The 22,454-nt window shown below is 69.6% G+C and carries 24 protein-coding genes; 6 read left to right on the top strand and 18 right to left on the bottom strand.

What is annotated here, in order from left to right; genetic code table 11:
* Positions 1–143 precede the first annotated feature (143 nt).
* Entirely contained in the window at positions 144–2,006 is a 1,863-nt protein-coding gene (locus tag KCH48_RS35435; protein WP_246886386.1) for a long-chain fatty acid--CoA ligase, read from the bottom strand.
* 424 nt (positions 2,007–2,430) lie between these two features.
* Here KCH48_RS35435 and KCH48_RS35430 point away from each other — a divergent pair, with 424 nt between their 5' ends.
* The gene (locus tag KCH48_RS35430; RefSeq protein ID WP_210581038.1) at positions 2,431–3,279 is read left to right on the top strand and encodes a MaoC/PaaZ C-terminal domain-containing protein; all 849 of its coding nucleotides are present in this window, start codon (positions 2,431–2,433) and stop codon (positions 3,277–3,279) included.
* Positions 3,280–3,385: 106 nt separating this feature from the next.
* Here the strand turns inward: KCH48_RS35430 and KCH48_RS35425 are convergent, their stop codons facing one another.
* From KCH48_RS35425 to KCH48_RS35390, 8 genes are all read right to left on the bottom strand, one after another.
* Complete coding sequence (locus KCH48_RS35425; RefSeq protein ID WP_210581036.1) at positions 3,386–4,051, bottom strand: TetR/AcrR family transcriptional regulator; 666 nt, start codon at positions 4,049–4,051, stop codon at positions 3,386–3,388.
* A 36-nt stretch (positions 4,052–4,087) separates the two neighbouring features.
* Positions 4,088–4,387 (bottom strand): DUF4229 domain-containing protein, encoded by a 300-nt coding sequence (locus tag KCH48_RS35420; protein WP_210581034.1) that lies wholly within the window; start codon positions 4,385–4,387, stop codon positions 4,088–4,090.
* Positions 4,388–4,472: 85 nt separating this feature from the next.
* Entirely contained in the window at positions 4,473–4,997 is a 525-nt protein-coding gene (locus tag KCH48_RS35415) for a GNAT family N-acetyltransferase (RefSeq protein ID WP_210581033.1), read from the bottom strand.
* Between the two features lie 16 nt (positions 4,998–5,013).
* Positions 5,014–5,673, bottom strand: a complete 660-nt coding sequence (locus tag KCH48_RS35410; RefSeq protein WP_210581030.1) for a UdgX family uracil-DNA binding protein — start codon at positions 5,671–5,673, stop codon at positions 5,014–5,016.
* 62 nt (positions 5,674–5,735) lie between these two features.
* A complete protein-coding gene (locus tag KCH48_RS35405) occupies positions 5,736–6,239 on the bottom strand; it encodes an NAD(P)-dependent oxidoreductase (RefSeq protein ID WP_210581029.1) in 504 nt (167 codons plus the stop codon).
* Between the two features lie 40 nt (positions 6,240–6,279).
* Entirely contained in the window at positions 6,280–7,443 is a 1,164-nt protein-coding gene (mqnE, locus tag KCH48_RS35400; RefSeq protein WP_210581027.1) for an aminofutalosine synthase MqnE, read from the bottom strand.
* A 41-nt stretch (positions 7,444–7,484) separates the two neighbouring features.
* Positions 7,485–7,940 (bottom strand): Lrp/AsnC family transcriptional regulator, encoded by a 456-nt coding sequence (locus KCH48_RS35395; protein ID WP_210581025.1) that lies wholly within the window; start codon positions 7,938–7,940, stop codon positions 7,485–7,487.
* Positions 7,941–8,055: 115 nt separating this feature from the next.
* Positions 8,056–8,739, bottom strand: a complete 684-nt coding sequence (locus tag KCH48_RS35390) for a UbiX family flavin prenyltransferase (RefSeq protein WP_210581023.1) — start codon at positions 8,737–8,739, stop codon at positions 8,056–8,058.
* Between the two features lie 387 nt (positions 8,740–9,126).
* On the opposite strand from KCH48_RS35390, the gene KCH48_RS35385 reads away from it, so the two are divergent.
* A complete protein-coding gene (locus KCH48_RS35385) occupies positions 9,127–9,705 on the top strand; it encodes a rhomboid family intramembrane serine protease (protein WP_210581021.1) in 579 nt (192 codons plus the stop codon).
* Between the two features lie 115 nt (positions 9,706–9,820).
* Here the strand turns inward: KCH48_RS35385 and mqnP are convergent, their stop codons facing one another.
* Together mqnP and KCH48_RS35375 are read right to left on the bottom strand one after the other, a co-directional pair.
* On the bottom strand, positions 9,821–10,723 hold the full coding sequence (gene mqnP / locus KCH48_RS35380; RefSeq protein ID WP_210581019.1) for a menaquinone biosynthesis prenyltransferase MqnP: 903 nt from the start codon (positions 10,721–10,723) through the stop codon (positions 9,821–9,823).
* A complete protein-coding gene (locus tag KCH48_RS35375) occupies positions 10,720–12,177 on the bottom strand; it encodes a menaquinone biosynthesis decarboxylase (protein WP_210581017.1) in 1,458 nt (485 codons plus the stop codon). Before KCH48_RS35375 ends, mqnP begins: the two co-directional genes overlap by 4 nt.
* An 87-nt stretch (positions 12,178–12,264) precedes the next feature.
* On the opposite strand from KCH48_RS35375, the gene KCH48_RS35370 reads away from it, so the two are divergent.
* Positions 12,265–12,588, top strand: coding sequence for a PLD nuclease N-terminal domain-containing protein (locus tag KCH48_RS35370; protein ID WP_210581015.1), 324 nt, complete (start codon positions 12,265–12,267; stop codon positions 12,586–12,588).
* A 91-nt stretch (positions 12,589–12,679) separates the two neighbouring features.
* Positions 12,680–14,083, top strand: coding sequence for a cytosine permease (locus KCH48_RS35365; RefSeq protein WP_210581013.1), 1,404 nt, complete (start codon positions 12,680–12,682; stop codon positions 14,081–14,083).
* Here the strand turns inward: KCH48_RS35365 and KCH48_RS35360 are convergent.
* Together KCH48_RS35360 and KCH48_RS35355 are read right to left on the bottom strand one after the other, a co-directional pair.
* Entirely contained in the window at positions 14,059–14,712 is a 654-nt protein-coding gene (locus KCH48_RS35360; protein ID WP_210581011.1) for a hypothetical protein, read from the bottom strand. The two genes, KCH48_RS35365 and KCH48_RS35360, sit on opposite strands and share 25 nt — an antisense overlap.
* 93 nt (positions 14,713–14,805) lie before the next feature.
* Positions 14,806–16,077: a PucR family transcriptional regulator gene (locus tag KCH48_RS35355; protein WP_210581009.1), complete on the bottom strand. Its 1,272-nt coding sequence runs from the start codon at positions 16,075–16,077 to the stop codon at positions 14,806–14,808.
* 99 nt (positions 16,078–16,176) lie between these two features.
* Here KCH48_RS35355 and KCH48_RS35350 point away from each other — a divergent pair, with 99 nt between their 5' ends.
* Both KCH48_RS35350 and KCH48_RS35345 read left to right on the top strand, forming a co-directional pair.
* Positions 16,177–16,626 carry a nucleoside deaminase gene (locus KCH48_RS35350; RefSeq protein ID WP_210581007.1) on the top strand — a complete coding sequence of 150 codons (450 nt, stop codon included), beginning with the start codon at positions 16,177–16,179 and terminating at the stop codon, positions 16,624–16,626.
* On the top strand, positions 16,607–17,584 hold the full coding sequence (locus KCH48_RS35345) for an isopenicillin N synthase family oxygenase (protein WP_210581005.1): 978 nt from the start codon (positions 16,607–16,609) through the stop codon (positions 17,582–17,584). The genes KCH48_RS35350 and KCH48_RS35345 overlap by 20 nt, the downstream gene beginning before the upstream one ends.
* A gap of 1 nt (position 17,585) precedes the next feature.
* On the opposite strand, the gene KCH48_RS35340 is transcribed toward KCH48_RS35345, so the two are convergent.
* From KCH48_RS35340 to KCH48_RS35320, 5 genes are all read right to left on the bottom strand, one after another.
* On the bottom strand, positions 17,586–17,987 hold the full coding sequence (locus KCH48_RS35340) for an SRPBCC domain-containing protein (protein WP_210581003.1): 402 nt from the start codon (positions 17,985–17,987) through the stop codon (positions 17,586–17,588).
* Positions 17,988–18,025: 38 nt separating this feature from the next.
* On the bottom strand, positions 18,026–18,925 hold the full coding sequence (locus tag KCH48_RS35335; RefSeq protein WP_210581001.1) for a CU044_5270 family protein: 900 nt from the start codon (positions 18,923–18,925) through the stop codon (positions 18,026–18,028).
* Complete coding sequence (locus KCH48_RS35330; protein ID WP_307841040.1) at positions 18,922–19,527, bottom strand: RNA polymerase sigma factor; 606 nt, start codon at positions 19,525–19,527, stop codon at positions 18,922–18,924. Before KCH48_RS35330 ends, KCH48_RS35335 begins: the two co-directional genes overlap by 4 nt.
* A gap of 92 nt (positions 19,528–19,619) precedes the next feature.
* Positions 19,620–20,720, bottom strand: a complete 1,101-nt coding sequence (gene ccsB, locus KCH48_RS35325) for a c-type cytochrome biogenesis protein CcsB (RefSeq protein ID WP_210580999.1) — start codon at positions 20,718–20,720, stop codon at positions 19,620–19,622.
* Positions 20,717–22,453: a cytochrome c biogenesis protein ResB gene (locus KCH48_RS35320; protein ID WP_210580997.1), complete on the bottom strand. Its 1,737-nt coding sequence runs from the start codon at positions 22,451–22,453 to the stop codon at positions 20,717–20,719. The genes ccsB and KCH48_RS35320 overlap by 4 nt, the downstream gene beginning before the upstream one ends.
* Between the last annotated feature and the right edge of the window lies 1 nt (position 22,454).

The raw sequence follows: 22,454 nt of genomic DNA, 5'->3' as shown, positions 1-22,454 counted from the left end.
CCTTCCGAGCGGATGAGCGGCGTTGCTACCCGGGTGGCGGTAGCCAATGCCCCGGCGGCATGTCACGTCAAGCGGTTGTCGTCACAGGACGGCAACCGTTTTCCGCGCAGCGCGCCCAGGGAACAAGCCCACCCGCCGCGCCTCTAACGTTCGTACAGTCGCTCCACATCCGCCGCGAAGTCCCGCATGACCGCCTCGCGGCGCAGTTTCATGGAGGGCGTCAGATGGCCGGAGAACTCCGTGAAGTCCTGCGGCAGGATCGCGAAGCGGCGGATCGACTCGGGGCGGGAGACGAGCTTGTTCGCGTCGTCCACGGCGCGTTGCAGGATGGCGGTCAACTCCTCGTCGTTGACCAGGAGTTCGGCGGGGACGGGGTGTTTGCCGTTCATGCGGCGCCAGTGGGTGATGCCGTCCATGTCGAGGGTGATCAGCGCGGAGACGTAGGGGCGGCCGTCGCCGACGACGATCGCCTGGGAGATCAGCGGGTGGGAGCGGAGCCAGTTCTCCAGCGGGGCCGGGGCCACGCTCTTGCCGCCCGCTGTGATCAGGAGTTCCTTCTTGCGGCCGGTGATCGTCAGGTAGCCCTCGTCGTCCAGCGCGCCGATGTCCCCCGTCGCCAGCCAGCCGTCGGGGGCCGCCGGGACCACTCCGCCGGCCTGCGGGTCCCAGTAGCCGCGCAGTACCTGACCGCCGGCCAGCAGGATCTCGCCGTCCGCGGCGATGCGGACCCTCGTGCCGGGGAGCGGCCAACCGACCGTGCCCAGACGGGGTTTGAGCGGGGGTGTGATGGTCGCCGCGGCAGTGACCTCGGTCAGGCCGTAGCCCTCGTAGATCTCGATGCCCGCCCCGGCGTAGAACGCGGCCAGCCGCCTGCCCAGCGGTGAGCCGCCGCAGATCGCGTACCGTACGCGTCCGCCCATCGCGTTGCGGATACGGCGGTAGACCAGCGGGTCGTAGAAGGTGCGCGCGGCTTTCAGCGCCCGGCCCGGGCCCGAGCCCGTCCCCGTCTGTTTCGCCTCCATCGCCTCGCCGTACTTGATGGCAACGTTCGTCGCACGGTCGAACGCCGAGACCCGGCCGCTCGACTCCGCACGGGCCCGCGCGCTGTTGAAAATCTTCTCCAGCATGTACGGGATGGCCAGCAGACACGTCGGTCTGAAGCTCGCCAGGTCCGGCAGCAGGTCGTCCGGTTTCAGGCTCGGCGCATGACCCAGCCGTACTCCCGCCCGGACGCACGCGATCGCCACCATCCGGCCGAAGACATGGGACATCGGCAGGAACAGCAGCACCGACGCCTCTTCGCTCGTCCGCGCCTTGAAGATCGGGTACAGGAGTTCGATCGCGTTGTCGACCTCGGCGAAGAAGTTGCCATGGCTGAGCGCGCAGCCCTTGGGGCGGCCGGTCGTGCCCGAGGTGTAGACGAGGGTGGCGATGGTGTCGGGGACCAGCATCCCGCGGCGTACGTCCACCTCCTGGTCCGGCACCTGCTCGCCCAGCTCCGCCAGCCGGTCCACATGACCCTTCTCGATGACCCACATATGGCGCAGGTCGGGCAGGCGTTCGCGCTCGGGGCCGATGGCGGCGGCCTGGGCGGCGGTCTCGGTGACCAGGGCGACCGCGCCGGAGTCCTGGAGGATCCAGCGGACCTGGAAGACGGAGGAGGTGGGGTAGACGGGGACGGTCACCAGGCCGGCGGCCCAGGCGGCGAAGTCGAGGAGCGTCCACTCGTACCTCGTACGCGCCATGACGGCGACCCGGTCGCCGGGGACCAGCCCCTCGGCTATCAGCCCTTTGGCCACCGCGTGCACCTGCGCCGCGAACTCGGCCGCCGTCACATCGATCCAGTCGCCGTCCTCCGTCTTGCGGCTGAGGACGACATGTTCCGGCTGCGTCTCCGCGCGGTCGAACGGCAGGTCGGCGAGCGAGCCGTGCACGGCCGATGCGACCAGCGGCGGGATGGACACCTCCCGCACCACTCCGTCCAGCCGACGGATCTCCGGCGCCATGAGGATCGGCTCGCCGTCGTAGTCGAGGTCGATGCCGAAGTCGGGGGTGGAGCCGGACGGGGACGCTTGCGGGATCGACATGGGCAGCTCCTGGGGCGTGCAGCTCGTACCGCTCTGCTGCATGAAGTACGCGCGGCGTGTACTGCGGCGTTCACCGGCGGTGTGCGGCCACGCGTGTTACCGCTGGTTAGGTGGGAGATCGTACGGCGCCCAGGTGTGGAGTTGGTGCGGGTTACGGGGCGGTAAGGGGCCGGGGATGTGCAACCTCGGCGATCACACAGGAACCGGCCGGGCGGACGTCAACTTCTCTGCTCCACCGGCGCGTTGGAACCCCCTAAGGTGAGGAATGTTCACCTCCCGACCTGGCCTTACCTGAGGTAACGTTACTCCAGAGTAAGCATAGTTCCCGCGTGGGGAGATGACCATGGCCGACCTGACCGACGCGCCCGCGCTCACGCCCCTGCTCGCCCGCGGCGCCCTCCTCTCCCCCTTCAAACGGCCCCGCCCGGACGCCGACTTCCCCCGCACCCGGCTCGTCCTGCCCGGCGTCCGCATCGACCTCGCCCGGCTGGCCGCCTACGAACGCGTCTGCGGCTTCGCCACCGGCGACGACGCGCTGCCCGTGACCTATCCGCATGTGCTGGGCTTTCCGCTGGCCATGCGGCTGATGAGCGGCCGGGGCTTTCCGCTGCCGCTGCTGGGACTCGTCCATACGTCGATCGAGATCACCCAGCGGCGCGCGCTCGCGGCGACCGGGGAGTACGAAGTCGGCGTCCACGTCGAGGGACTGGCGCCCCATCGGCGGGGCACGGAGGCCGCGGTCGTCACGGAGGTGCGGGCCGCGGGGGACGTCGTATGGGAGTCGCGCAGTACGTATCTGGCCCGGCATCGGACGGACGCCCGTACCCCACCACAGTCTCCGACTCCGATGGATCCGAAGAAAGAGCCGGAGCCGTTGCCCGTCATCGCCGAGTGGCGCCTGGCCGCAGACATCGGCCGGCGCTACGCGTCCGCGTCCGGAGACCGCAACCCGATCCACCTCTACGCCTTCACGGCCCGCCTCTTCGGCTTCCGCCGAGCCATCGCCCACGGGATGTGGACCGTGGCCCGATGCCTGGCGGCACACGGCGTCCCGGAACGGGCGCTGGTACGGGCCCACTTCAAGGCACCGGTGCTGCTGCCGGGCACGGTGACGTATGCGGCGGACGGCGAACGCTTCGAGCTACGGGGCAGCGACCGGACACACGTGAGCGGCGCGGTCTATCCGGCCTGAGTGCCGGCTGCGGGCCGGTGGGGGCTGGTCGCGCAGTTCCCCGCGCCCCTGGAGGGGCGCTGTGGCGCAGCGGCATTCACCAGCTCGGCTTAGTGGCTGGCGCCGCCTACCCGGCCTGAGCCGGCTCCGGCTCCTCCGGTGGGGGCCAGGGGTGGCCCGCCATCAGGCCGCCGAGGCCTGCCCAGGCGAAGTTCATGAGGGTCGCGGCGGCCTGGCGGGCGGTCACGCCCGGCGTTGTGTTGGCCCAGGCGGCGAGGGACTCGGCGGCGCCGACCAGGGCCTCGGCGAGACCGGCGACCTCGCGCTCCGGGAGGTCCGGGTCGTGGTGTGCCTCGCGGGCGCCGGCCAGGATCAACTGCGTCACGAACGCGACGATCTCCTCGCGCATCCCGGCGACCTCGGAAGCGAACGGCTCGCCGTGCGTGCGGGCCTGGAGATGCAGCACCGACCAGGCGTCCGGGTTCTGCGAGGTGTGCGTGAAGAACGCCCGCAGCCCCGCCCAGAGTTGGCGGTCGGCGGGCAGCCCCGGGTCGACGCCCTTGCGGACCGCTTCGGTGAGCGCGGCCGCCTCCCGGCGGATGCACGCCGTGAAGAGGTCTTCCTTCGAGTTGAGGTACAGATAGACCAACGGCTTGGAGACGCCCGCCAGTTCGGCTATCTCGTCCATCGACGCGGCCATGTATCCCCGCTGGCCGAAGGTCAGCACGGCGGCGTCGAGCATCTGCTGCTCACGGACGGCACGCGGCATCCGCTTGGTCTTCACGGCACCCATGGGGTCAGCCTACGGTTCGCAGGCCGCGGCAGAGCCTTAAGAGGCATGCCCCTGCGCACGGGAGGCGTCGTCCGCCACGTCCTCCTGGGACCGGTTGGCGTCCAGGTTGGCCTTCACCCGGTCCACTTTCTGGACGATCCGCACCGACGCCCGGTCCCGCTCCTTGCGCAACGCCACGAAGCTGATCGGGGCGGAGATCACCAGAGCGAGCAGGACGACCCACATGCCGTTGGACTCGCCGAGACCGCGCGGGGCCAGGCCGGAGTAGACGAGGCCCCAGACGACCACGAGGCAGCCCGCGAAGATCCCGAGGCGCATCAGTGTGTAGCGGAGCATCTCAATCCACTCTTCCGATTCCAAAAAGGTCCGTCATCAAGTGAAGCACGCGCACCTCCCGATCTTGGAGGGGGGTGTACGACGGTCAGCTCAGCGTCAGCAGCATGTGCACGTCGTCCCGGTCGTCCCCGGGAGCGACGCGGATCGCGCCGGGGACCCGCCCAACCTCCTTGTAGCCGCAGGAGCCGTAGAACCGCTCCAGGCCGTTGCCACCCCGGCAGGTGAGCCGGATCGCCTCGATGCCGTCGAAGCCGCGGGCCGCGTCCTCGGCGGCGGACAGCAGGTCACGGCCGTAGCCCCGGCCCTGGTGCCGCGGGTGCACCATCACCGTGTACAGCCACAGCCAGTGCGTCATCAGCCGGTGCGTGTTGAAGGTGAAGAAGGCGGTCGCCGCGACCTGCCCGGCCTCGTCATGCCCGACGAGCAGCCGCGTGCGGCCGTCCGCCATCGCCGCGAAGTGCTTCACCAGCTCCGGGCGTATCGCCTCCCGCGTCACCGGCGGCACGAAACCGACGGAGCCGCCCGCGTTGGAGACGTCGGTCCACAGGTCGAGAATGCCGTCGCGGAGGGCGGGATCGACGGCGGGGTCCAGGGTGAAAGTAAGGGACACGCAAGCATCGTAGCCATTACGACAGTGCGCGCGCCGCCACCTTCAGATCCGAGACCAGCCCCTCGTACGCCGCCCTCCGGTCCTTGTCGTCCTGCGCCCGCAGCACCGACGACGGGTGCACGGTCGGCACCAGCCGCTCCCGGCGTCCATGGATCTCCTCCTCCAGGACCGCCCCGCGCACCTGCGTCACCCGGAACGACGACCCGAGCAGCGCCTTGCCCGCGGTGGCGCCGAGCACGATGATCAACTCCGGCTCCACGACCGCCAGCTCGGCCGCGAGCCACGGCCCGCACGCCGTCATCTCACGCAGCGTCGGCGCCTTGTGGATACGGCGCTTGCGAGGCTCGGCCTGCGTGAACTTGAAGTGCTTGACGGCATTGGTGACATAGGCGTCCGCCGGGTCGATGCCGGCCTCCTCCAGCGCACGGTCCAGGAGCCGCCCGGCGGGCCCGACGAAGGGCTTGCCCTGACGGTCCTCCTGATCGCCGGGCTGCTCACCGACGAGCATGACGCGAGCGTCCGAGTTCCCGGCACCGAAGACGGTCTGGGTGGCGTCCCGGTGCAGGGGGCAGCCGCGGCAGTCGGCGGCGGCGCGACGCAGGGCGGGAAGACCACCGCGGTCGGGAAGGAAGGGCTCAGCGGTATAGGCGTCCTCAGGAGCCTTGGTGTCAGTCATGCGGCCCGAGTACCCACCTCGGCCCTGTCAGCGCGGTCTCGCGCCTCCGCCCCGCCGCGTGTTCAGTCGGTGCTCGACCGGCCGGCCTTCCACGCGCGGTAGTGCTGCTCGGGGTTGTCGGTGAACGAGGCGTGGCGGGGGCGCCAGCCGAGCAGGCGGTGCGCCTTCGCGCTCGTGACGAGTTCGTCCTGGTCGGCGGTCATCTGCATCATCCCGCCGGCCTCCGCGGTCTCCAGGATGATCTCGCCGGTGTATCCGGCCGCGCGCACGGCGACGCGCTGCATGTCCAGGGCGGGCAGGCGCTGGTCGTCGGCGACGACGAACACCTCGCCGTCCACGGCGGTCGGGTTGTCGAGGATGCGGACGTAGGCGTCGGCGAGGTCGTCGACGTGGACCCAGCTCCAGCGCTTGGTGGTGTCGCCGTAGAAGACGGGTTTGCCTGCCTCGGCCGCGGCGAACCACTCGCCGGTCATGGAGGTGGTGGCGGGCCCTCCATACATGAACCCGACCACATCCCCGAGCACCTGGTGCGGGATCTTGCCCGGGCCCTCGCCGGGACCACCCAAGCCCTGTATCAGCCCTGAACTGCGGTGATGTAAAGCGAAATCACACCCGCATCGGCTGCGGCGACTCCCGGCGCTCCGGGTCCGGACCCTCGTACTCCCGAATGATCTCGTACCGCGTGTTCCGCTCCACCGGCCGGAACCCCGCATCCCGGATCAGGTCCAGCAGATCCTCACGGGTGAGCTTGTTCGGCGTACCGAAGTCGTCCGCGTCGTGCGTGATCTTGTACTCGACGACCGACCCGTCCATGTCGTCGGCGCCGTGCTGGAGGGCCAGCTGCGCGGTCTGGACGCCGTGCATGACCCAGAAGACCTTGACGTGCGGGACGTTGTCGAAGAGGAGACGGGAGACGGCGAAGGTCTTCAGGGCCTCCGCACCCGTCGCCATCTGCGTGCGCGCCTGGAGGCGGTTGCGTACCTTGCCGTCCTTCATGTCGACGAAGTCGTGCTGGTAGCGCAGCGGGATGAAGACCTGGAAGCCGTTCGTCTCGTCCTGCAGCTCACGGAGCCGGAGCACGTGGTCGACGCGGTGCCGCGGCTCCTCGATGTGGCCGTACAGCATGGTGCAGGGGGTCTTCAGACCCTTCTCGTGCGCCAGCCGGTGGATGCGGGACCAGTCCTCCCAGTGGGTGCGGTGGTCCACGATGTGCTGCCGCACCTCCCAGTCGAAGATCTCCGCGCCGCCGCCGGTGAGGGACTCAAGACCGGCGTCGATCAGCTCGTCGAGGATCTCGGACGCGCTCAGCCCGGAGATCGTCTCGAAGTGGTGGATCTCCGTCGCCGTGAACGCCTTGAGCGATACGTCCGGGAGGGCCGCCTTCAGCTCGCGCAGGGAGCGGGGGTAGTACCGCCACGGAAGATTGGGGTGCAGCCCGTTGACGATGTGCAGCTCGGTGAGGTTCTCGCCCTCCATCGACTTGGCGAGCTTCACGGCCTCCTCGATGCGCATCGTGTACGCGTCCTTCTCGCCCGGCTTGCGCTGGAACGAGCAGTAGGCGCAGGAGGCCGTGCACACGTTGGTCATGTTGAGGTGCCGGTTGACGTTGAAGTGCACGACGTCGCCGTTCTTGCGCGTCCGCACCTCGTGCGCCAGCCCGCCCAGCCAGGCCAGGTCGTCCGACTCGTAGAGCGCGATGCCGTCCTCACGGGTCAGCCGCTCACCGGCCCTGACCTTCTGCTCCAGCTCGCGCTTGAGCCCGACGTCCATGGGGGTCACACCTTTCTCAGACAGCCTCGACAACCGTACGCCTACGCTTCTTCGGGGAGTTCTCCGACCCGGTTCTCCCACTTCGTGGAGAGCACGATCGTGGTACGGGTCCGGGAGACGCCCTTGGTGCCACTGAGCCGGCGGATGATCTTCTCCAGGCCGTCCACGTCGGCGGCGCGCACCTTGAGCATGTAGGAGTCCTCGCCGGCGATGAACCAGCAGTCCTCGATCTCGGAGAGATCCCTCAGTCGCCGGGCCACGTCCTCGTGGTCGGTGGCGTCGGAGAGCGAGATGCCGATCAGCGCGGTGACGCCGAGGCCGAGCGAGGCGGCGTCGACGGTGGCGCGGTAGCCGGTGATGACGCCGGCCGCCTCCAGCCGGTTGATGCGGTCGGTGACGCTGGGTCCCGACAGGCCGACGAGGCGCCCCAGCTCCGCGTACGAGGCCCGGCCGTTCTCTCTCAGGGCCTGGATGAGCTGCCTGTCCACCGCGTCCATGCGATTCGAAGCCTTCCGCTGATTAGGTCGATAGAGATATAGGTCGAAGAGAGATATAGAGGTGACGAGTCTTCGGGCGTTGCCCAGTCACTCAGTGACTCAGAGGGTCGGTGGTTCAGGTTGCGCCGGACCCGCCGCCGAGTTCGCCCTTCCAGCGGCGGTAGAGATCGTGCTCGACACCGGCCGCGTCCAGGATCCGGCCGGCCACGAAGTCCACCAGGTCCTGGATGTGTGTGGCCCCCTGGTAGAAGGCGGGCGAGGTGGGCACGACGGTCGCGCCCGCGTCGTCCAGTGTCACCAGGTGGCGCAGGGTCTGCCCGTTGAGCGGTGCCTCGCGTACGGCGACGACGAGCTTGCGGCCCTCTTTCAGGGTCACGCTCGCCGCACGCTGGAGCAGGTCCTTCGACAGCCCGAGCGCGACGCCCGCGACGCAGGCGGTGGAGGCGGGCACGATCAGCATCCCCTTGGCGGGGTACGACCCCGAGGACGGGCCCGCGGCCAGGTCACCGGCGCTCCAGTGCCGTACGCCGGCGAGGTCCACGGCGAAGGCCTCCGGCTTGCCGTCGGCTCCTCGCGCCAGCCATTCCCGCAGGTCGTCTCGCCAGTGGGCGTCCCGGAAGGCGATGCCGGTCTCATCGAGCAGGGTGAGCCGGGAGGCCCGGCTGACGACCAGGTCGACACTCTCGCCCGCGACCAGCAGCGCGCGCAGCACGGCGGCGGCATACGGGGTGCCGGAGGCGCCGGACACCCCTACGATCCAAGGCGTACGCGCCGTCTCTCCTGGCTTGACTCGGTTCACGACACCGAGCCTATCCGGCTCCCCACCCCGGGAACCGGCCGAGGGGTGCGGGCCGTTGCTATGAGTGACGGGCTAGGGCTGGGGGATGCCATGGCGGGTATGGGTGCGGGGTCTGGTGCCGGGGCAGGTGGAGACTCCGGTGGGCGGCCGGGTGGCGGCTCCGGGTGGCGGTCTGGCGCGGGCTCCGGGTGGCGGTTCGGGGCAGGCTCCGGTGAGCGGCCGGGCTCAAAGTGGCGGACTGGCGCGGGCTCCGGTGGGCCGTCCGGCCCGGGCTCTGGTTCGCGGTTCGGGGCGGGCTCCGGTGGCTCGGGTGGGCGGTTCGGCGCAGGCTCCAGCTGGCGATCTGGCGCGGCGAGGGGTGCCGCCGGATCCGGTGCGGGCCTTGCGTTGACGCGGGGTGATCGGGCGAGGACCGCGGCCAAGGTGGTGGTGGGCTGGGTGGCCCTGCTGTGGCTGCTGGAAGTGGTCGACGTGATCAGCGGCCATGCGCTGGACGGCCTCGGCATCACCCCGCGCGAACCGTCCGAGCTGATCGACATCGTGCCCGCCGCGTTCCTCCACTTCGGCTTCGCCCATGTCGCCGCCAACAGCGTGCCGCTGCTGGTCCTCGGCTTCCTCGCGGCCCTCGGCGGCCTGCGCCGGTTCGCCCTCGTCTGCGCGCTGATCATCGTCGCGGACGGACTGGGTGTATGGCTCATATCCCCGGCGCACAGCAACACCGCGGGCGCCTCCGGCCTGATCTTCGGCCTCTTCGGCTTCCTCCTGGTGACCGGCTTCGTGGAACGCCGCCCACTCGGCATCCTCGTCGGCCTCCTGATAGCCGCGGTCTGGGGCGGCTCCATCCTGTCCGGCCTGGCCCCCACCCAGACCAGCGTCAGTTGGCAGGGCCATCTGATCGGCCTGGTGTCAGGAGTCGTAGCGGCCTACCTGTTCCGCCGCCCCGCGATACCCACGCGCGGAGCCTAAGGCGACCCAGGCAAAGTCACCCACGGCTCTGCAGCGCCCCGATAGGGGCGCGGGGAACTGCGCGACAAGCCCCCACCGGCCCGCAGACAACCAACGACAGACCGCCCCTAGACCCCTAGACCGTCAACCCCCGCACCATCAGATCCAGCAACGCACACACGAACAACGCGATCCCAATAAACCCGTTCACACTGAAGAACGCCCTGTTCAGCCGCGACAGATCACGCGGCCGCACAATCGAGTGCTCGTAAATGAACGCACTCGCGACAATCAGCAGACCGAACCAGAAAAAGAAGCCCGCATCCGTCACCACCGCGTACCAGACGAACAGGGCCGTCGTCACCGCATGGCAGACCCGCGCCCCCCACACCGCCGCCGGAATCCCGAAGCGGGCCGGAACCGACATCACCCCGATCTCACGATCGGTCTCGACATCCTGGCAGGCGTAGATCAGATCGAACCCACCGATCCAGATACCGACGGCGAGCCCCAGGATTACCGCGTCCCAGGACCACTCACCGGTGATCGCCAGCCACCCGCCGACCGGCCCCATCGCCTGAGCCAGACCAAGGATGGCCTGCGGAAAGTTCGTGAACCGCTTGCCGTAGGGGTACACCACCATCGGAATCACCGCGACGGGCGCGAGGGCCAGACACAGCGGATTGAGCAGCGCCGCCGAGCCCAGAAAGACCACCACGGCGATCAACGCACCGGTCCAGGCGTGCTTCACCGACATCGCACCGGTGACCAGCTCACGCTGCGCCGTCCGGGGATTACGGGCATCGATCTCACGGTCGATGATCCGGTTCACGGCCATCGCGAAGGTGCGCAGCCCGACCATGCAGATCGTCACCAGCAGCAGCCGGCCCCAGTGAATGTTCCGGTCCCACTGGAACATCGCGGTGAGCGCGGCGATGTAAGCGAAGGGAAGCGCGAAGACCGAGTGCTCGATCATCACCAGACGCAGAAACGCCTTGGTGCGTCCCGGCTGCGGGATCGCGGCGGATGCGGAACTCAAAGGCCGTACTCCTTCCACCGGCGGTCGACCTTCGCCGCCGTCTCCGGGTCGGACAGCACCATCTCGGGCCACCCGCCGTCCCGCGTATAGCCCTCCTCGGGCCACTTCTTCGTCGCGTCGATGCCCGCCTTGCCGCCCCAGAACTGCTGATAGGAGGCGTGGTCGAGATGGTCGACCGGACCCTCCACGACCGAGAGGTCGCGGGCGTAGTCCGTGTTGCCGAGGGCCCGCCAGGCGACCTCGTGCAGATCGTGGACGTCGCAGTCGGCGTCGACGACGACGATCAGCTTGGTGAGGGACATCATGTGCGCACCCCATACGGCGTGCATCACCTTTTGGGCGTGCTTGGGGTACTTCTTGTCGATCGAGACGATCGCACAGTTGTGGAAACCCCCGGCCTCCGGCAGGTGGTAGTCCACGATGTCCGGGACGATGACCTTCAGCAGCGGGAGGAAGAAGCGCTCCGTCGCACGGCCCAGCGGTCCGTCCTCCGTCGGGGGGCGGCCTACGACGATCGACTGCAGGAGCGGCCGCTTCCGCATCGTCACGCAGTCGATCTTCAGGGCGGGGAAGGGCTCCTGCGGGGTGTAGAAGCCGGTGTGGTCACCGAAGGGCCCCTCGGGCATCATCTCGCCGGGCTCCAGCCAGCCCTCCAGGACGACCTCCGCCTGCGCCGGCACTTGCAGCGGCACGGTCTTGCAGTCGACCATCTCGATCCGCTTGCCCGCGATGAACCCGGCGAACAGGTACTCGTCGATGTCACCGGGGAGCGGCGCGGTCGAGGCGTAGGTCACGGCCGGCGGGCATCCGAAAGCGATGGCGACCGGCAGCCGCTCACCGCGCCGGGCGGCGACCTGGTAGTGGTTCCGGCTGTCCTTGTGAATCTGCCAGTGCATGCCGATGGTGCGCTTGTCGTGGCGCTGGAGGCGGTACAGCCCGAGGTTGCGGATGCCGGACTCGGGGTCCTTGGTGTGGGTGAGCCCCAGGTTGAAGAAGGAGCCGCCGTCCTGGGGCCAGGTGAACAGGGCCGGCAGGTCGTCGAGGTCGACCTCGTCGCCGTACAGAACGACGTCCTGCACGGGCGCGCTGTCGGACTTCACCTTCTTCGGCGGTACGTGCGTCATCGCGCCGAGTTTCCCGAAGGCCTCGCGTACGCCGACGAAGCCGTGCGGCAGCTCGGGGCGGAGCAGGCCGCCGATCTTCTCGGAGATCTCGGCGTACGACTTCAGGCCCAGCGCCTTCAGCAGGCGCCGGTCGGTCCCGAAGACGTTCATGGCGAGCGGCATGCTGGAGCCGCGCACGCTCTCGAAGAGCAGTGCCGGGCCGCCCGCCTTCTGGACCCGGTCGACGATCTCCCCGACCTCCAGATACGGGTCTACCTCGGCCTTGATGCGCTTGAGGTCACCCTCGCGCTCCAGCGCCCTGAGCAGGGAGCGAAGATCGTCGTAAGCCATGTGTCCAGTATCGGCCAAGGGCTACCCTGGCCCCGTCACCGGGGCCGTCCCAAGCCCCTCTCCGTCTTCTGGGGGTTCACCGCCTTCATGCTCAGGTATCTGCCCCTCCTGCTGGTCCTCGCCCTGTGGATCTACGCCTTCATCGACTGCCTGAACACCCCGGAGAACGAGGTGAAGGGGCTGCCGAAGGTGGCGTGGGTGTTCATCATCCTGCTCTTCGGCCAGGTGCTGGTCGGCCCGGTCGCCTGGTTCGTGGCGGGCAAGGTCCGCAAGACCCCGGCGAGCGGCATCACCCCCTTCTCCCCGGGCCGCCGTACGAAATTCGTCGCGCCCGACGACAACCCCGAATTCCTCAAGTCCCTCGAGGACGAGGAGGACAAGAAGCGCGGCGACGACCCCAAGGAAGACTGAGGACGGCTGACAAGCTGTACGCCGCGGAGCCCTCCGAAGCGGGCAATGCGCCCCTGGGCCGGGGCATGTGCGGGCCGGACACTTGTCTCGCATGACGACAGCTCCCGCCGACTCCTCCGGCACGATCGCCCCCGAGTACGGCGACAAGGTCATCGCCGTCGAGACGGCGGGCTCGGAACCCATCCCCGACGCCGAACGGCACGGCGGTCCCCTGCAGTTGCTGTGGACGTGGGCGTCTCCGAACATCGAGTTCGCGACCGTCTACATCGGCGTGATCTCGGTCCTCTTCTTCGGGCTGACCTTCTGGCAGGCGACCGCGGCGCTGCTGCTGGGCACGGCGCTCGGCGCGCTGACGCACGGGATCCTGTCGCTGGACGGCCCGCGGTTCGGGGTCCCGCAGATGGCGATCGGGCGCTTCTCCTTCGGGTTCAAGGGGAATCTGCTGCCCTCCGGGGTGAACGCGCTGGTCGCCGGGGTCGGCTGGTTCGCCGTGAACAGTGTGAGCGCCGCCTTCGCGCTCAACACCCTGACCGGTCTACGTCCGCTCCCCTCCCTGCTGTTGGTGGTGGCGGCCGAGATCGTGATCGGCTTCATCGGCCACAACTTCGTCCACGCCTTCGAGAAGTACGCGTTCCCGGCCCTCGCGGTGATCTTCCTGCTGGCCGGGGTGTGGACCTTCAAGGAGGCGGACCTCGCCGCCCCCGGCGCGGGCGGCGGCATCGGCGGCTTCCTGCTCGCCTTCAGCGCGGCCTGGGGCTACACGGCGGGCTGGAACCCGGGCGCCTCCGACTACTCCCGCTATCTCCCACGCACGGCGAACCGCTTCCGGACGGCCCTGTACCCGGCCGTCGGCCTCTTCGTCTCCGTGGCGGTGGTCTCCGTGATCGGCGCGGCGTCGGCGACGATCGTCGCCCCCGAGGGCGCCACCCCGACCGGCGCCTTCACGGGCCATCTCCCGGGCTGGCTCAGCAACTTGGTCCTACTCGCCATCATCCTCGGCGCGGTCTCCGCGAACGCCCTGAACGTCTACTCCTCCGCCATGTCGGTCACCTCCCTCGGCCTCAACCTCCCCGTGTGGCTCGGGCGCGGCGCGATCGTCGTGCTGTGCGGTCTCGCGGGTACGGCGGCGGCGTGGGCGTCACTCGCGGACGCGGGGCACGCGTACGAGGCGTTCCTGCTGGTGATCGCGTACTGGGTGGGCCCGTGGCTCGGGGTCGTCCTGGTCGAGCGGTGGCTCCGGGCGCGGACGCCGGCCGAGGAACTGGCGCCACGACTCGGCGACCGCACCTTCACCAACTGGCCCGGTTTCGCCGCCCTGTTGACCGGCATCGCGGTGTCCGTGCCGTTCTTCTCCAACCAGGAGAAGTACGTCGGCTGGGTGCCCGAGCAGTGGCCGTCCTTCGGCGACATCACGTGCCTGGTCGGGTTCGCGGTGAGCGCGGGGTTGTACTGGGCGCTGCATCGGAAGGATCAGCCGACGTCCGCTTCGATCTGACCCATGCGCTCCACCTCGATGTACTTCTCCCCGAACGTCTCCTTCAGGATCGGCTCGGCCTTCGCGGGATCGTCGACGCCCACGCTCACGAAGCCCTCCGAGTCGACCCCGACCGCACGCATCTGAAACGTGCCCTCCCAACGCTGCATGTCCTCACTGATCCGCCCGGCGAGCGCGTCCAGGGTCGTGCGGTTGACGTCGGTGTCGTGCAGCCGGATCGTCACGCCCTTCTCGGCGGCCCCGCAGAGGTCGGCGTCGAGCGCGGCGGACGGAATGCGCCAGACCTTGGCCGTCTGGTGGCGCTGGTCGACGGCCAGCCCGGTGAAGACGGCGGCGTGACGCCGCTGGGCGAGGTCGATGTAGGCGAGCGTCCGGTCCAGCGCGGTGTCGCCGGCGCCCTTGGGTGTGCCAGGGAGGCCGGGCAGACTGCCGGTGGGCTGAGTCCCGACACACTCGGTCACCCCACCGGACGGCGACGTGTCCTTGACCCCGGCGGGATCCGCCTTGAGACCCCCGTCCTTGAGCCCCCCGTCGGTGTGCCCGGTCTCCAGCGCGTCGATCCACAGACCGGCGGCCAGGGTCACAGCGGCGGTACCGATGGCGGCCGCGATCCACGTACGGTGCTGCATGTCCCCCTCCGTCCCTCTCAGTCGGTACTGAGACGGGGGAACAGGCGGAAGCGTTCGGGCGGATCTCAGCACCATGCGCCCATGCCCCAGGCCTCACGCCACGGTCCGCAACCCACCCCCCACAGCCGCCCCCATCCCCCGCACCACCCGGTGCGCGCAGGCAGCCGCCAGCAGTTCCCCCAGCAGATCAGGGTCGTCGATCTCCAGGCCCAGCAGGGACTCGATCCGCTCCAGCCGCTGGTACAGCGACTGTCGGCCGATGTGCAGCAGCGCCGCTGTCCGGGTCGGTGAGCAGCCGTGCCGCAGGTGGACCTCCAGGGTGCGGACGAGGTCGCTCGGGTGGGCCGCTTCCCAGGCGAGCAGGGGGCCGAGCGCGTGCTGGACCATGCCGGTGAGCCGTTCCCGGTTGGCGTCCACGCCGCCCCTCGTCAACTCCCGTTCCAGGGCGAGGGCGCGGGAGGAGGTGACGAGAGGACCGTCCGGTGCCCCGGGTTCCGGGGGCGGCACCGTCAGCGCGAGTTCCAGTGTCGTACGGGCCGCCCGCAGCGTGTCGCTCCAGCGCAGCCAGCCGCCGGCGTCGACCGCGGGCCCGATTGCCACGGTGAACCCCGGGGCGGCGGCCGTACGGAACGCCTCCTGGACCGCCCGCACCGGGTCCCGTCCGCTGCCCGGGCGAGACTGCGCGGGCAGCGCCAGGAGAGCCAGTACGTCACCCGGGAAGGCGGCCCGCAGCACGCCCGCCCCGCCCAGCAGCCGTGCCGCCCGGTCCACGGCGCCCACCTCGCGTGTGCCGTGCAGCGAGACGCCGATCAGGCGTGACCCGTGGCCCGGGTGGAATCCCGCGAGGGCGGCCCGCGCCTCCACCTCCGGCTGGTTCAGCGCCGCCCGGTTCGCCAGATCCGCCAGCAGCGCGGCCGTGTGGTCGTCACCCCACGGTCGTACCAGTGCATGCCGGTCGGACAGACCTCGCGCGACGATCGCCCGGTTCGCGGCCTCCGTGATCCGTACGAAGGGCACCACCCGGTGCAGGGCCAGCAGCGGCAGCCCCACGCGGCCCGCCTCGTCGATGACCTCGGGGGGCATGCTGGGCAGCGAGCGGCCCACCTCCACCGCGAGACCGGTCGCGTCCCGGGCCGCCAGTTCGCGGACGTACCGCCGGCGGACCTCCTCGTCCGCGTCCGTGAGTCCGAAGCCGTTGGTCAGCAGCAGCTCGCCGCCGTCCAGGAAATTCGCGCCCTCGTAGACCTCGCTGGAGTGCACCCAGCGCACCGGGCGGTCCAGTGCGCCCGCACCGGCCAGCAGCTCGGGCTCGGCCGCGCGCACCGGGTCGAGGGCCAGGACTTCACGGAGGGTGAGTGCGGGCACAGGAGCCTCCAGGGCGCTGACATTCCGTCCGGCTACGGGCTGCCCGGAGAGTACTTTCCGCACGTTGCCCCGGTGTTTCCGCGCCAGCAGAGTGGACGTATGGATCAGGCACAGGCACACACCTGGCTCACCACCGCGATCGAAGAGGCCCGCGCCGGGCTCGCCGAGGGCGGCATCCCGATCGGCGCCGCGCTCTACGGCGCCGACGGCACGCTCCTCGGCCGCGGCCACAACCGGCGGGTCCAGGACGGCGACCCGTCCATGCACGCGGAGACGGCGGCGTTCCGTGCCGCGGGACGGCAGCGGTCGTATCGCGGGACGACGATGGTGACGACCCTCTCGCCCTGCTGGTACTGCTCGGGACTGGTCCGCCAGTTCGGCATCTCCCGGGTACTGATCGGCGAGGCGGCCACCTTCCGCGGCGGCCACGACTGGCTCGCCGAGCACGGTGTCAAGATCGTGCTCCTGGACGATCCCGAGTGCGTCGGCATGATGCGCGACTTCATCAAGAACAATCCGGCCCTGTGGAATGAGGACATCGGTGACTGAGCCCCGTATCCCCACGATCGACCTGAAGCCCTGGTTCGACGGCGACCCGGAGGTGCGGGCGCGGATCGCCCGTACCGTCGACGAGGCGCTGCAGACGGCCGGTTTCCTGCTCGTCACCGGGCACGGTGTGGACCCTTCGCTGCGCTCCCGGATCCGCGAGGCCGCGAAGGCGTTCTTCGCGCTGCCCGTCGACGTCAAGCAGGCCTACGCCGCGAAGGTCGGCGGGCGGGGCTGGCTCGGGCCGGGGGCGGAGGCCAACGGGTACTCGGAGGGGACCGAGACCCCGCCGGACCTGAAGGAGTCGCTGACCTTCGCGACGCACGAGCCGTTCGAGGACCCGGAGATCAACGCGGAGTGGTACGCGCCGAACGTCTGGCCAGCGGAGGTGCCGGAGCTTCAGCGGCTCTGCGAGGAGTATCTGGCGCGAATGGCCGACCTGGAGAAGACGCTCCTCTCCCTCCTCGGTGAGGCCCTCGGGCTCGAACCCGGCTTCTTCTCCCGGCACATGGACCATCCGACGTACGGCTTCAACATCAACTGGTACCCGGGCACGGACGTCATCGGCGCACCCGCGCCGGGCCAGTTCCGCATCGGCCCGCACACCGACTTCGGCACGGTGACGATCCTCGACCGGCAGGCCGGCAAGGGGGGTCTCCAGGTCTTCACGGACGAGGGCGGCTGGGAGGACGCGCCGTACGACCCGGCGGCCTTCACCATCAACATCGGTGACCTGATGGCCCGTTGGACCGGCGACCGCTGGCGCTCCGGCCGCCATCGCGTCCTCCCGCCGCCCGCCGACGCACCCACCGAGGAGCTGATGTCCCTCGTCTACTTCGGCGAGTGCACCCCGGGCACGCTCGTGGAGTCCGTGCCGGCACCGGTGGGGCGGGTGGCGTACGAGCCGGTCGACTCGCATGTGTATCTGCGGGGGAAGCTGGACTCGATCACCGTCGACTGAATCACCGTCGACTGATGTGCTCGATCAGCCGCTCGAACCGCGCCCGCCACCGCTGCTCCGACTCCCGCCCACCCCGGAACTCATGGGTGAAACGGAGCGTGCTGCCCTCGTCACCGGCGCGCTCCAGGTGGAAGCGGAGTCGGCCGCCGCCCTCCACCGTGTACTCGGCGATCCGTTCCACGTCCCAGGCGGTGACTCTCCCGGAGCCGACGTCACGCAGGGTGACCGCGCCGCCGAGGCGGGGTTCGAGGACATCGGCCGGGGTGAACCAGGCGGCGAGGCCTTCCGCGGTGGCGAGGGCGGGCCAGACCGTCTCCATGGGCCTCGGGAGCCGCACCAGGAAGTGCAGTAGGTGCGTGCTCCCGTGGATCCGGCTGGCGCCCTGCTCGATGGAACCGGTCATGACACCAGCCTGACCCGTGACGCCGGGTCGCGCACGCGTTAGGGACGCTCACCCCGCTTGTCCACCAGCGTCCGCTCCAGGATCGCGGTGCGCCCCATCACGTCGCCCTTCTCGAAGCCCGACTGGAGGTCCTCGACGGCCACTTCCCGCTCGCCGAGGAACTTCATGGTCTTCTTGTCGAAGATCAGCTCGACCCGCTCCCCGTCGTCCACCCGGGCGACCGCCACGCCGTGCCGCCCGGCCGCGTCGACGGCGTCGTCGATCACGAAGACGCCGGAGATCTTCCCGGCCGCCCGGTAGAGGGCCGCCGCCTGGGCCGGCGGCATCAGGGACTCGCGGGCGAGGTCGCCGACGAGGACGAAATTGGCCTCGTCCTTGCTGTCGCTGCCCTCGCTCACACTGTTCAGCCAGTCGAACATCCGGTCCGGATCGGTGGGCAGGGTCTGGAGGTGCCGGTAGTTGGTGTTGGACGGGATCCCGGGAGTCTCCTTCTCCAGCAGCTCGTGGTCGGCGCGGACGACGGGGTCGTGCAGCATGTCCTGCTCGCTGCCGTCCACCGAGAGCCACACCTCGCGCTGGTGGATCGGTTCGAGGAACGCGGGCTTGCCCTCCTCGTGCACGCTCCAGCCGACCTTGCTCTTGATGTACACGAACTGGTCGTCACGGATCTTCAGCGTGTCCGCCTGCTCGGCGGCCAGCGCGATGTCCTCCAGCAGCGCCACGGCCTCCTTCGAGGCGGCCCGCGTCGACTGCTCGCCGGACGGCGCGGCGAGGGTCAGGGTCACGGCGGTCACGGCCGCGACGGCGCCCGCCACGAGCGCGGGCCGCAGCCACATGCGGGTCCGTCGTACGGGTTCCTGCCGGATCTCGGTCATCAGATGCTCCTTGAGGAGTCGGTGACGGCCCGGCGGAAGGTCGCGTTCGGGAAGCTGGTTCATCGGTTTCCCTCCCTGATGGGCCAGACCGCGGTGGTGCGGTCACCTCTCATCTGTCCGTCCAGAGAAGCCGGTTCCATATGTTTCGCGAGTTTTGTCCGCGCCCGCGAAAGCCGCGATCGTACGGTCCCGACGGGCACCCCCAGCGCCTCGGCCGCCGCCTCGTAGCCCAGCCCCGACCACACACACAGCGCCAGCACTTCCCGCTCGGCCCGCCGCAGCTTCGCCAACGCGGTCCGTACGGCGGCCAGTTGCGCCGCGTCGTCCAGCCGGCCGGCGACGTCGTCGGCGAAGTCCCGTACGTCCTCGGCGGGTGGCAGACGGGCGACGGCCGCAGCGTGTCTTCGGGCGGTGCGGCGGGTGTTGCGGGTGACGTTGGTGGCGATGCCGAGCAGCCACGGCCGCAGCGAGCCGCCCTCCTCGTCGAGCCGCTCACGCAGCCGCCAGGCGTCCAGGAAGGTCAGCGAGACGACGTCCTCGGCCGTGCTCCACTCCCCCGTGAGCCGGAAGGCATGGTTGTACACGGAGCGTGCGTACGCGTCGAAGAGGTCGCCGAAGGCGCTGTGGTCCCCCGCGCGGATCCGTTTGCGCAGATTCGTATCCACGCCTCTTTACCTGTCCGTACGACGAAGGCCGGTTCCGTGACTCAGGTCACAGGAACCGGCCTTCACTGCAAGGGACTTACACACCAGCGGGCTTACACACCGGCGTACGAGTGCTTGCCCGAGACGAAGATGTTGACGCCGTAGTAGTTGAACAGCCAGCAGCCGAAGGCGAGCAGAGCCAGGTAGGCGGCCTTGCGGCCCTTCCAGCCGGCGGTGGCGCGGGCGTGCAGGTAGCAGGCGTAGGCGACCCAGGTGATGAAGGACCACGTCTCCTTGGGGTCCCAGCCCCAGTAGCGGCCCCACGCGTCGCCCGCCCAGATCGCGCCCGCGATGATCGTGAACGTCCACAGCGGGAAGACGGCCGCGTTGACGCGGTACGAGAACTTGTCGAGGGAGGCCGAGGCGGGCAGGCGGTCGAGGACGGAGTTCGCGAAGCGGCCGGGCGTGCCGCCGGTGGCGAGCTTGTTCTCGTAACTGTCCTTGAAGAGGTACAGGATCGTGGAGACCGCGCCGACGTAGAAGACCGCGCCGCAGAAGATCGCCGTCGAGACGTGGATGTACAGCCAGTACGAGTGAAGGGCGGGAACCAACTGGTCGCTGGCGGTGTACAAGACAGTGACGGCCAGGCCGAGATCGAGGAGGACCGTGGTGATCAGGAAGAGTCCGAGCCAGCGGATGTTCTTCTTCAGCGCGAGCAGTGCGAGGTACACACCGACGGCGACCGTCGAGAAGGTGATGTTGAACTCGTACATGTTGCCCCACGGCGCCCGCTGCACCGACAGGGCCCGAGCGAGCACACCGCCGAACTCGATCAGAAACGCGAGGACGGTGAGGGAGATGGCGATACGCCCGTAGAGGTCGCCCTGTTCGTCCCCGCCGTGCGCCCCCGGCCCGTCGGGCACATCCCGCGCACCCGCCGCGGCCCGCACGACGACCTTCGGCCGCTCCAGTACGGCGGCACCGCCCGCCGTCCGCACCGCGACGGCCGGCGCTTTCGCCGCGGACTTCTTCTGCGTGGTCAGCGCGGCGGCCGTCCGGCCGACCTTGCTGCGGCTGCCGAGAAGCCATTCGGCGATATAGGCGAAGAAGGCCAGCGTGTAGACGGCCATCGACGAGTAGATCAGCGTGTTGCTGAGGCTCGCGAGGTTTTCGTTGGTCGCGGCGGCGAGATCGGTTGCGGCGGCGAGAGTCATTTCTCAAGCCTTTCGGCAGGTACGGCTTGGGGGTCGGGGGAGGTGGAGGAGTCGTCGGAGTCGGCGTCTGGGTCTGCGTCCGGGTCGGGGGCGCCCGGTGCCTGGTCGTACAGAGTCCCGGCGAGGTCACCGAGTTCCTCGGGCACCTTCGCGGACTCGCTGCGGCCCAGGCCGGCCATCTCAACGACCGTCACCCCATCGGCGCCGGGCGTAGCCCGCACCCACACCCGGCGGCGCTGGATGAACAGGGAGGCGGCGAGACCGAAGATGGCGGTGACGGCACCGCCGAGTGCCCAGCCGCTGGCGGGCTGCTCGGTGACCTGGAAGTTGGCCCACTCCTTGGTGCCCTCGTAGGTGACCGTGCCGGCGCCGCCGGGGAGCTTCATGGTCTCGCCGGGCTTGAGGTTCTCCCTCAGCTGCTGGCCCTTGGAGTCCTTGAAGTCCTTCATGTGCGACTTGTCGAGCTGGTACACGCTCTGCGGGATGCCCGAGTCGACGCCGAGGTCGCCGTGGTAGGGCTCCAGGTTCAGGACCGGGTTCAGCAGCGCCGGGAAGGCGGAGGAGATCTCGTTGCCCTTCACATAGCTCGGCAGGAAGAAGGCCTTGAAGCCGAGCTGTTCACTCACGCCCTTGGCGTTCTTGTAGCCGTCGTAGACCTTGATCACGCCGGAGGAGGTGGAGTTGGAGTCGAGCGGCAGCAGCGGGACCGCGTCGCTGTAGACGACGTTGCCCTTGCCGTCCCGGACGGTGACGAGGGGCGCGTAGCCGTGGGCGGTGAGGTAGACCTTCGAGTCGCCGATCTCCAGGGGCTTGTTGACCTGGACGACGGTCTTCTTGTCCTTGCCGTAGGCACCCTCGGCGTAGGTGATCTCGGCCTGGTAGGTGCGCGGCGTGCCCTTGTTGGGGCCGGAGGTCGCGTACGTGCCGATGAAGTTGTTCAGGTTGAAGCTGAACGGCGCCAGGTCGTCGGTGTCGAAGAGGGTGCCGGACTTGAAGTCGTCGTACTGGGTGAGGGTGTTGGAGAAGCCGTCGCCCTCGAGGACCAGCTTGTTGCCCTCCATCTTGAACAGCTGGCCTGCGGCGAAGGCGATCAGCATCACGATCAGCGCGATATGGAAGGCGAGGTTGCCGACCTCACGCAGATAGCCCTTCTCGGCGGCGACGGCGTCACCGGAGAGATGGGCACGGAAGCGCCGCTTCTTCAGCAGGGTCAGCGCGGCCTCGCGGACCTGCTCCGGCTCCGCCTCGGTGCGCCAGGTCGTGTACGCGGGCAGCCGGGTCAGCCGCTTGGGCGCGCCCGGCGGACGGCTGCGCAGCTGGCCGACGAACTGCCAGGTGCGGGGCACGATGCAGCCGATGAGGGAGACGAACAGCAGGATGTAGATCGCGGAGAACCACACCGAGCTGTAGACGTGGAAGAGGCCGAGCTTGTCGTAGATCGGCGCGAGGATGTCGTGCTTGTCGCGGAAGTCGGCGACCTTGGTGGCGTCGGTTCCGGACTGCGGGATCAGCGAGCCGGGGATCGCGCCGAGCGCCAGCAGCAGGAGGAGCAGCAGGGCGACCCGCATCGAGGTGAGCTGACGCCAGAACCAGCGGGCCCAGCCGACGACGCCCATGGAGGGCAGGCCCGGCAGCTCCTCCTTGGGAGCGGTGGAGAGCTGGGAGCCGGCGGCGCCCAGGTCCTGGTCCTCGGCGGCGGCCGAAGTCGCGTCGGAGGCGGTCGTCTTGCTCATC

It is taken from the genome of Streptomyces sp. GESEQ-4 (assembly GCF_017948455.1).
In the GTDB taxonomy this organism is placed as follows: Bacteria; Actinomycetota; Actinomycetes; order Streptomycetales; family Streptomycetaceae; genus Streptomyces.
Note: the sequence above shows the minus strand (reverse complement) of the source record. Positions and strands in the feature narration are given on the sequence as shown.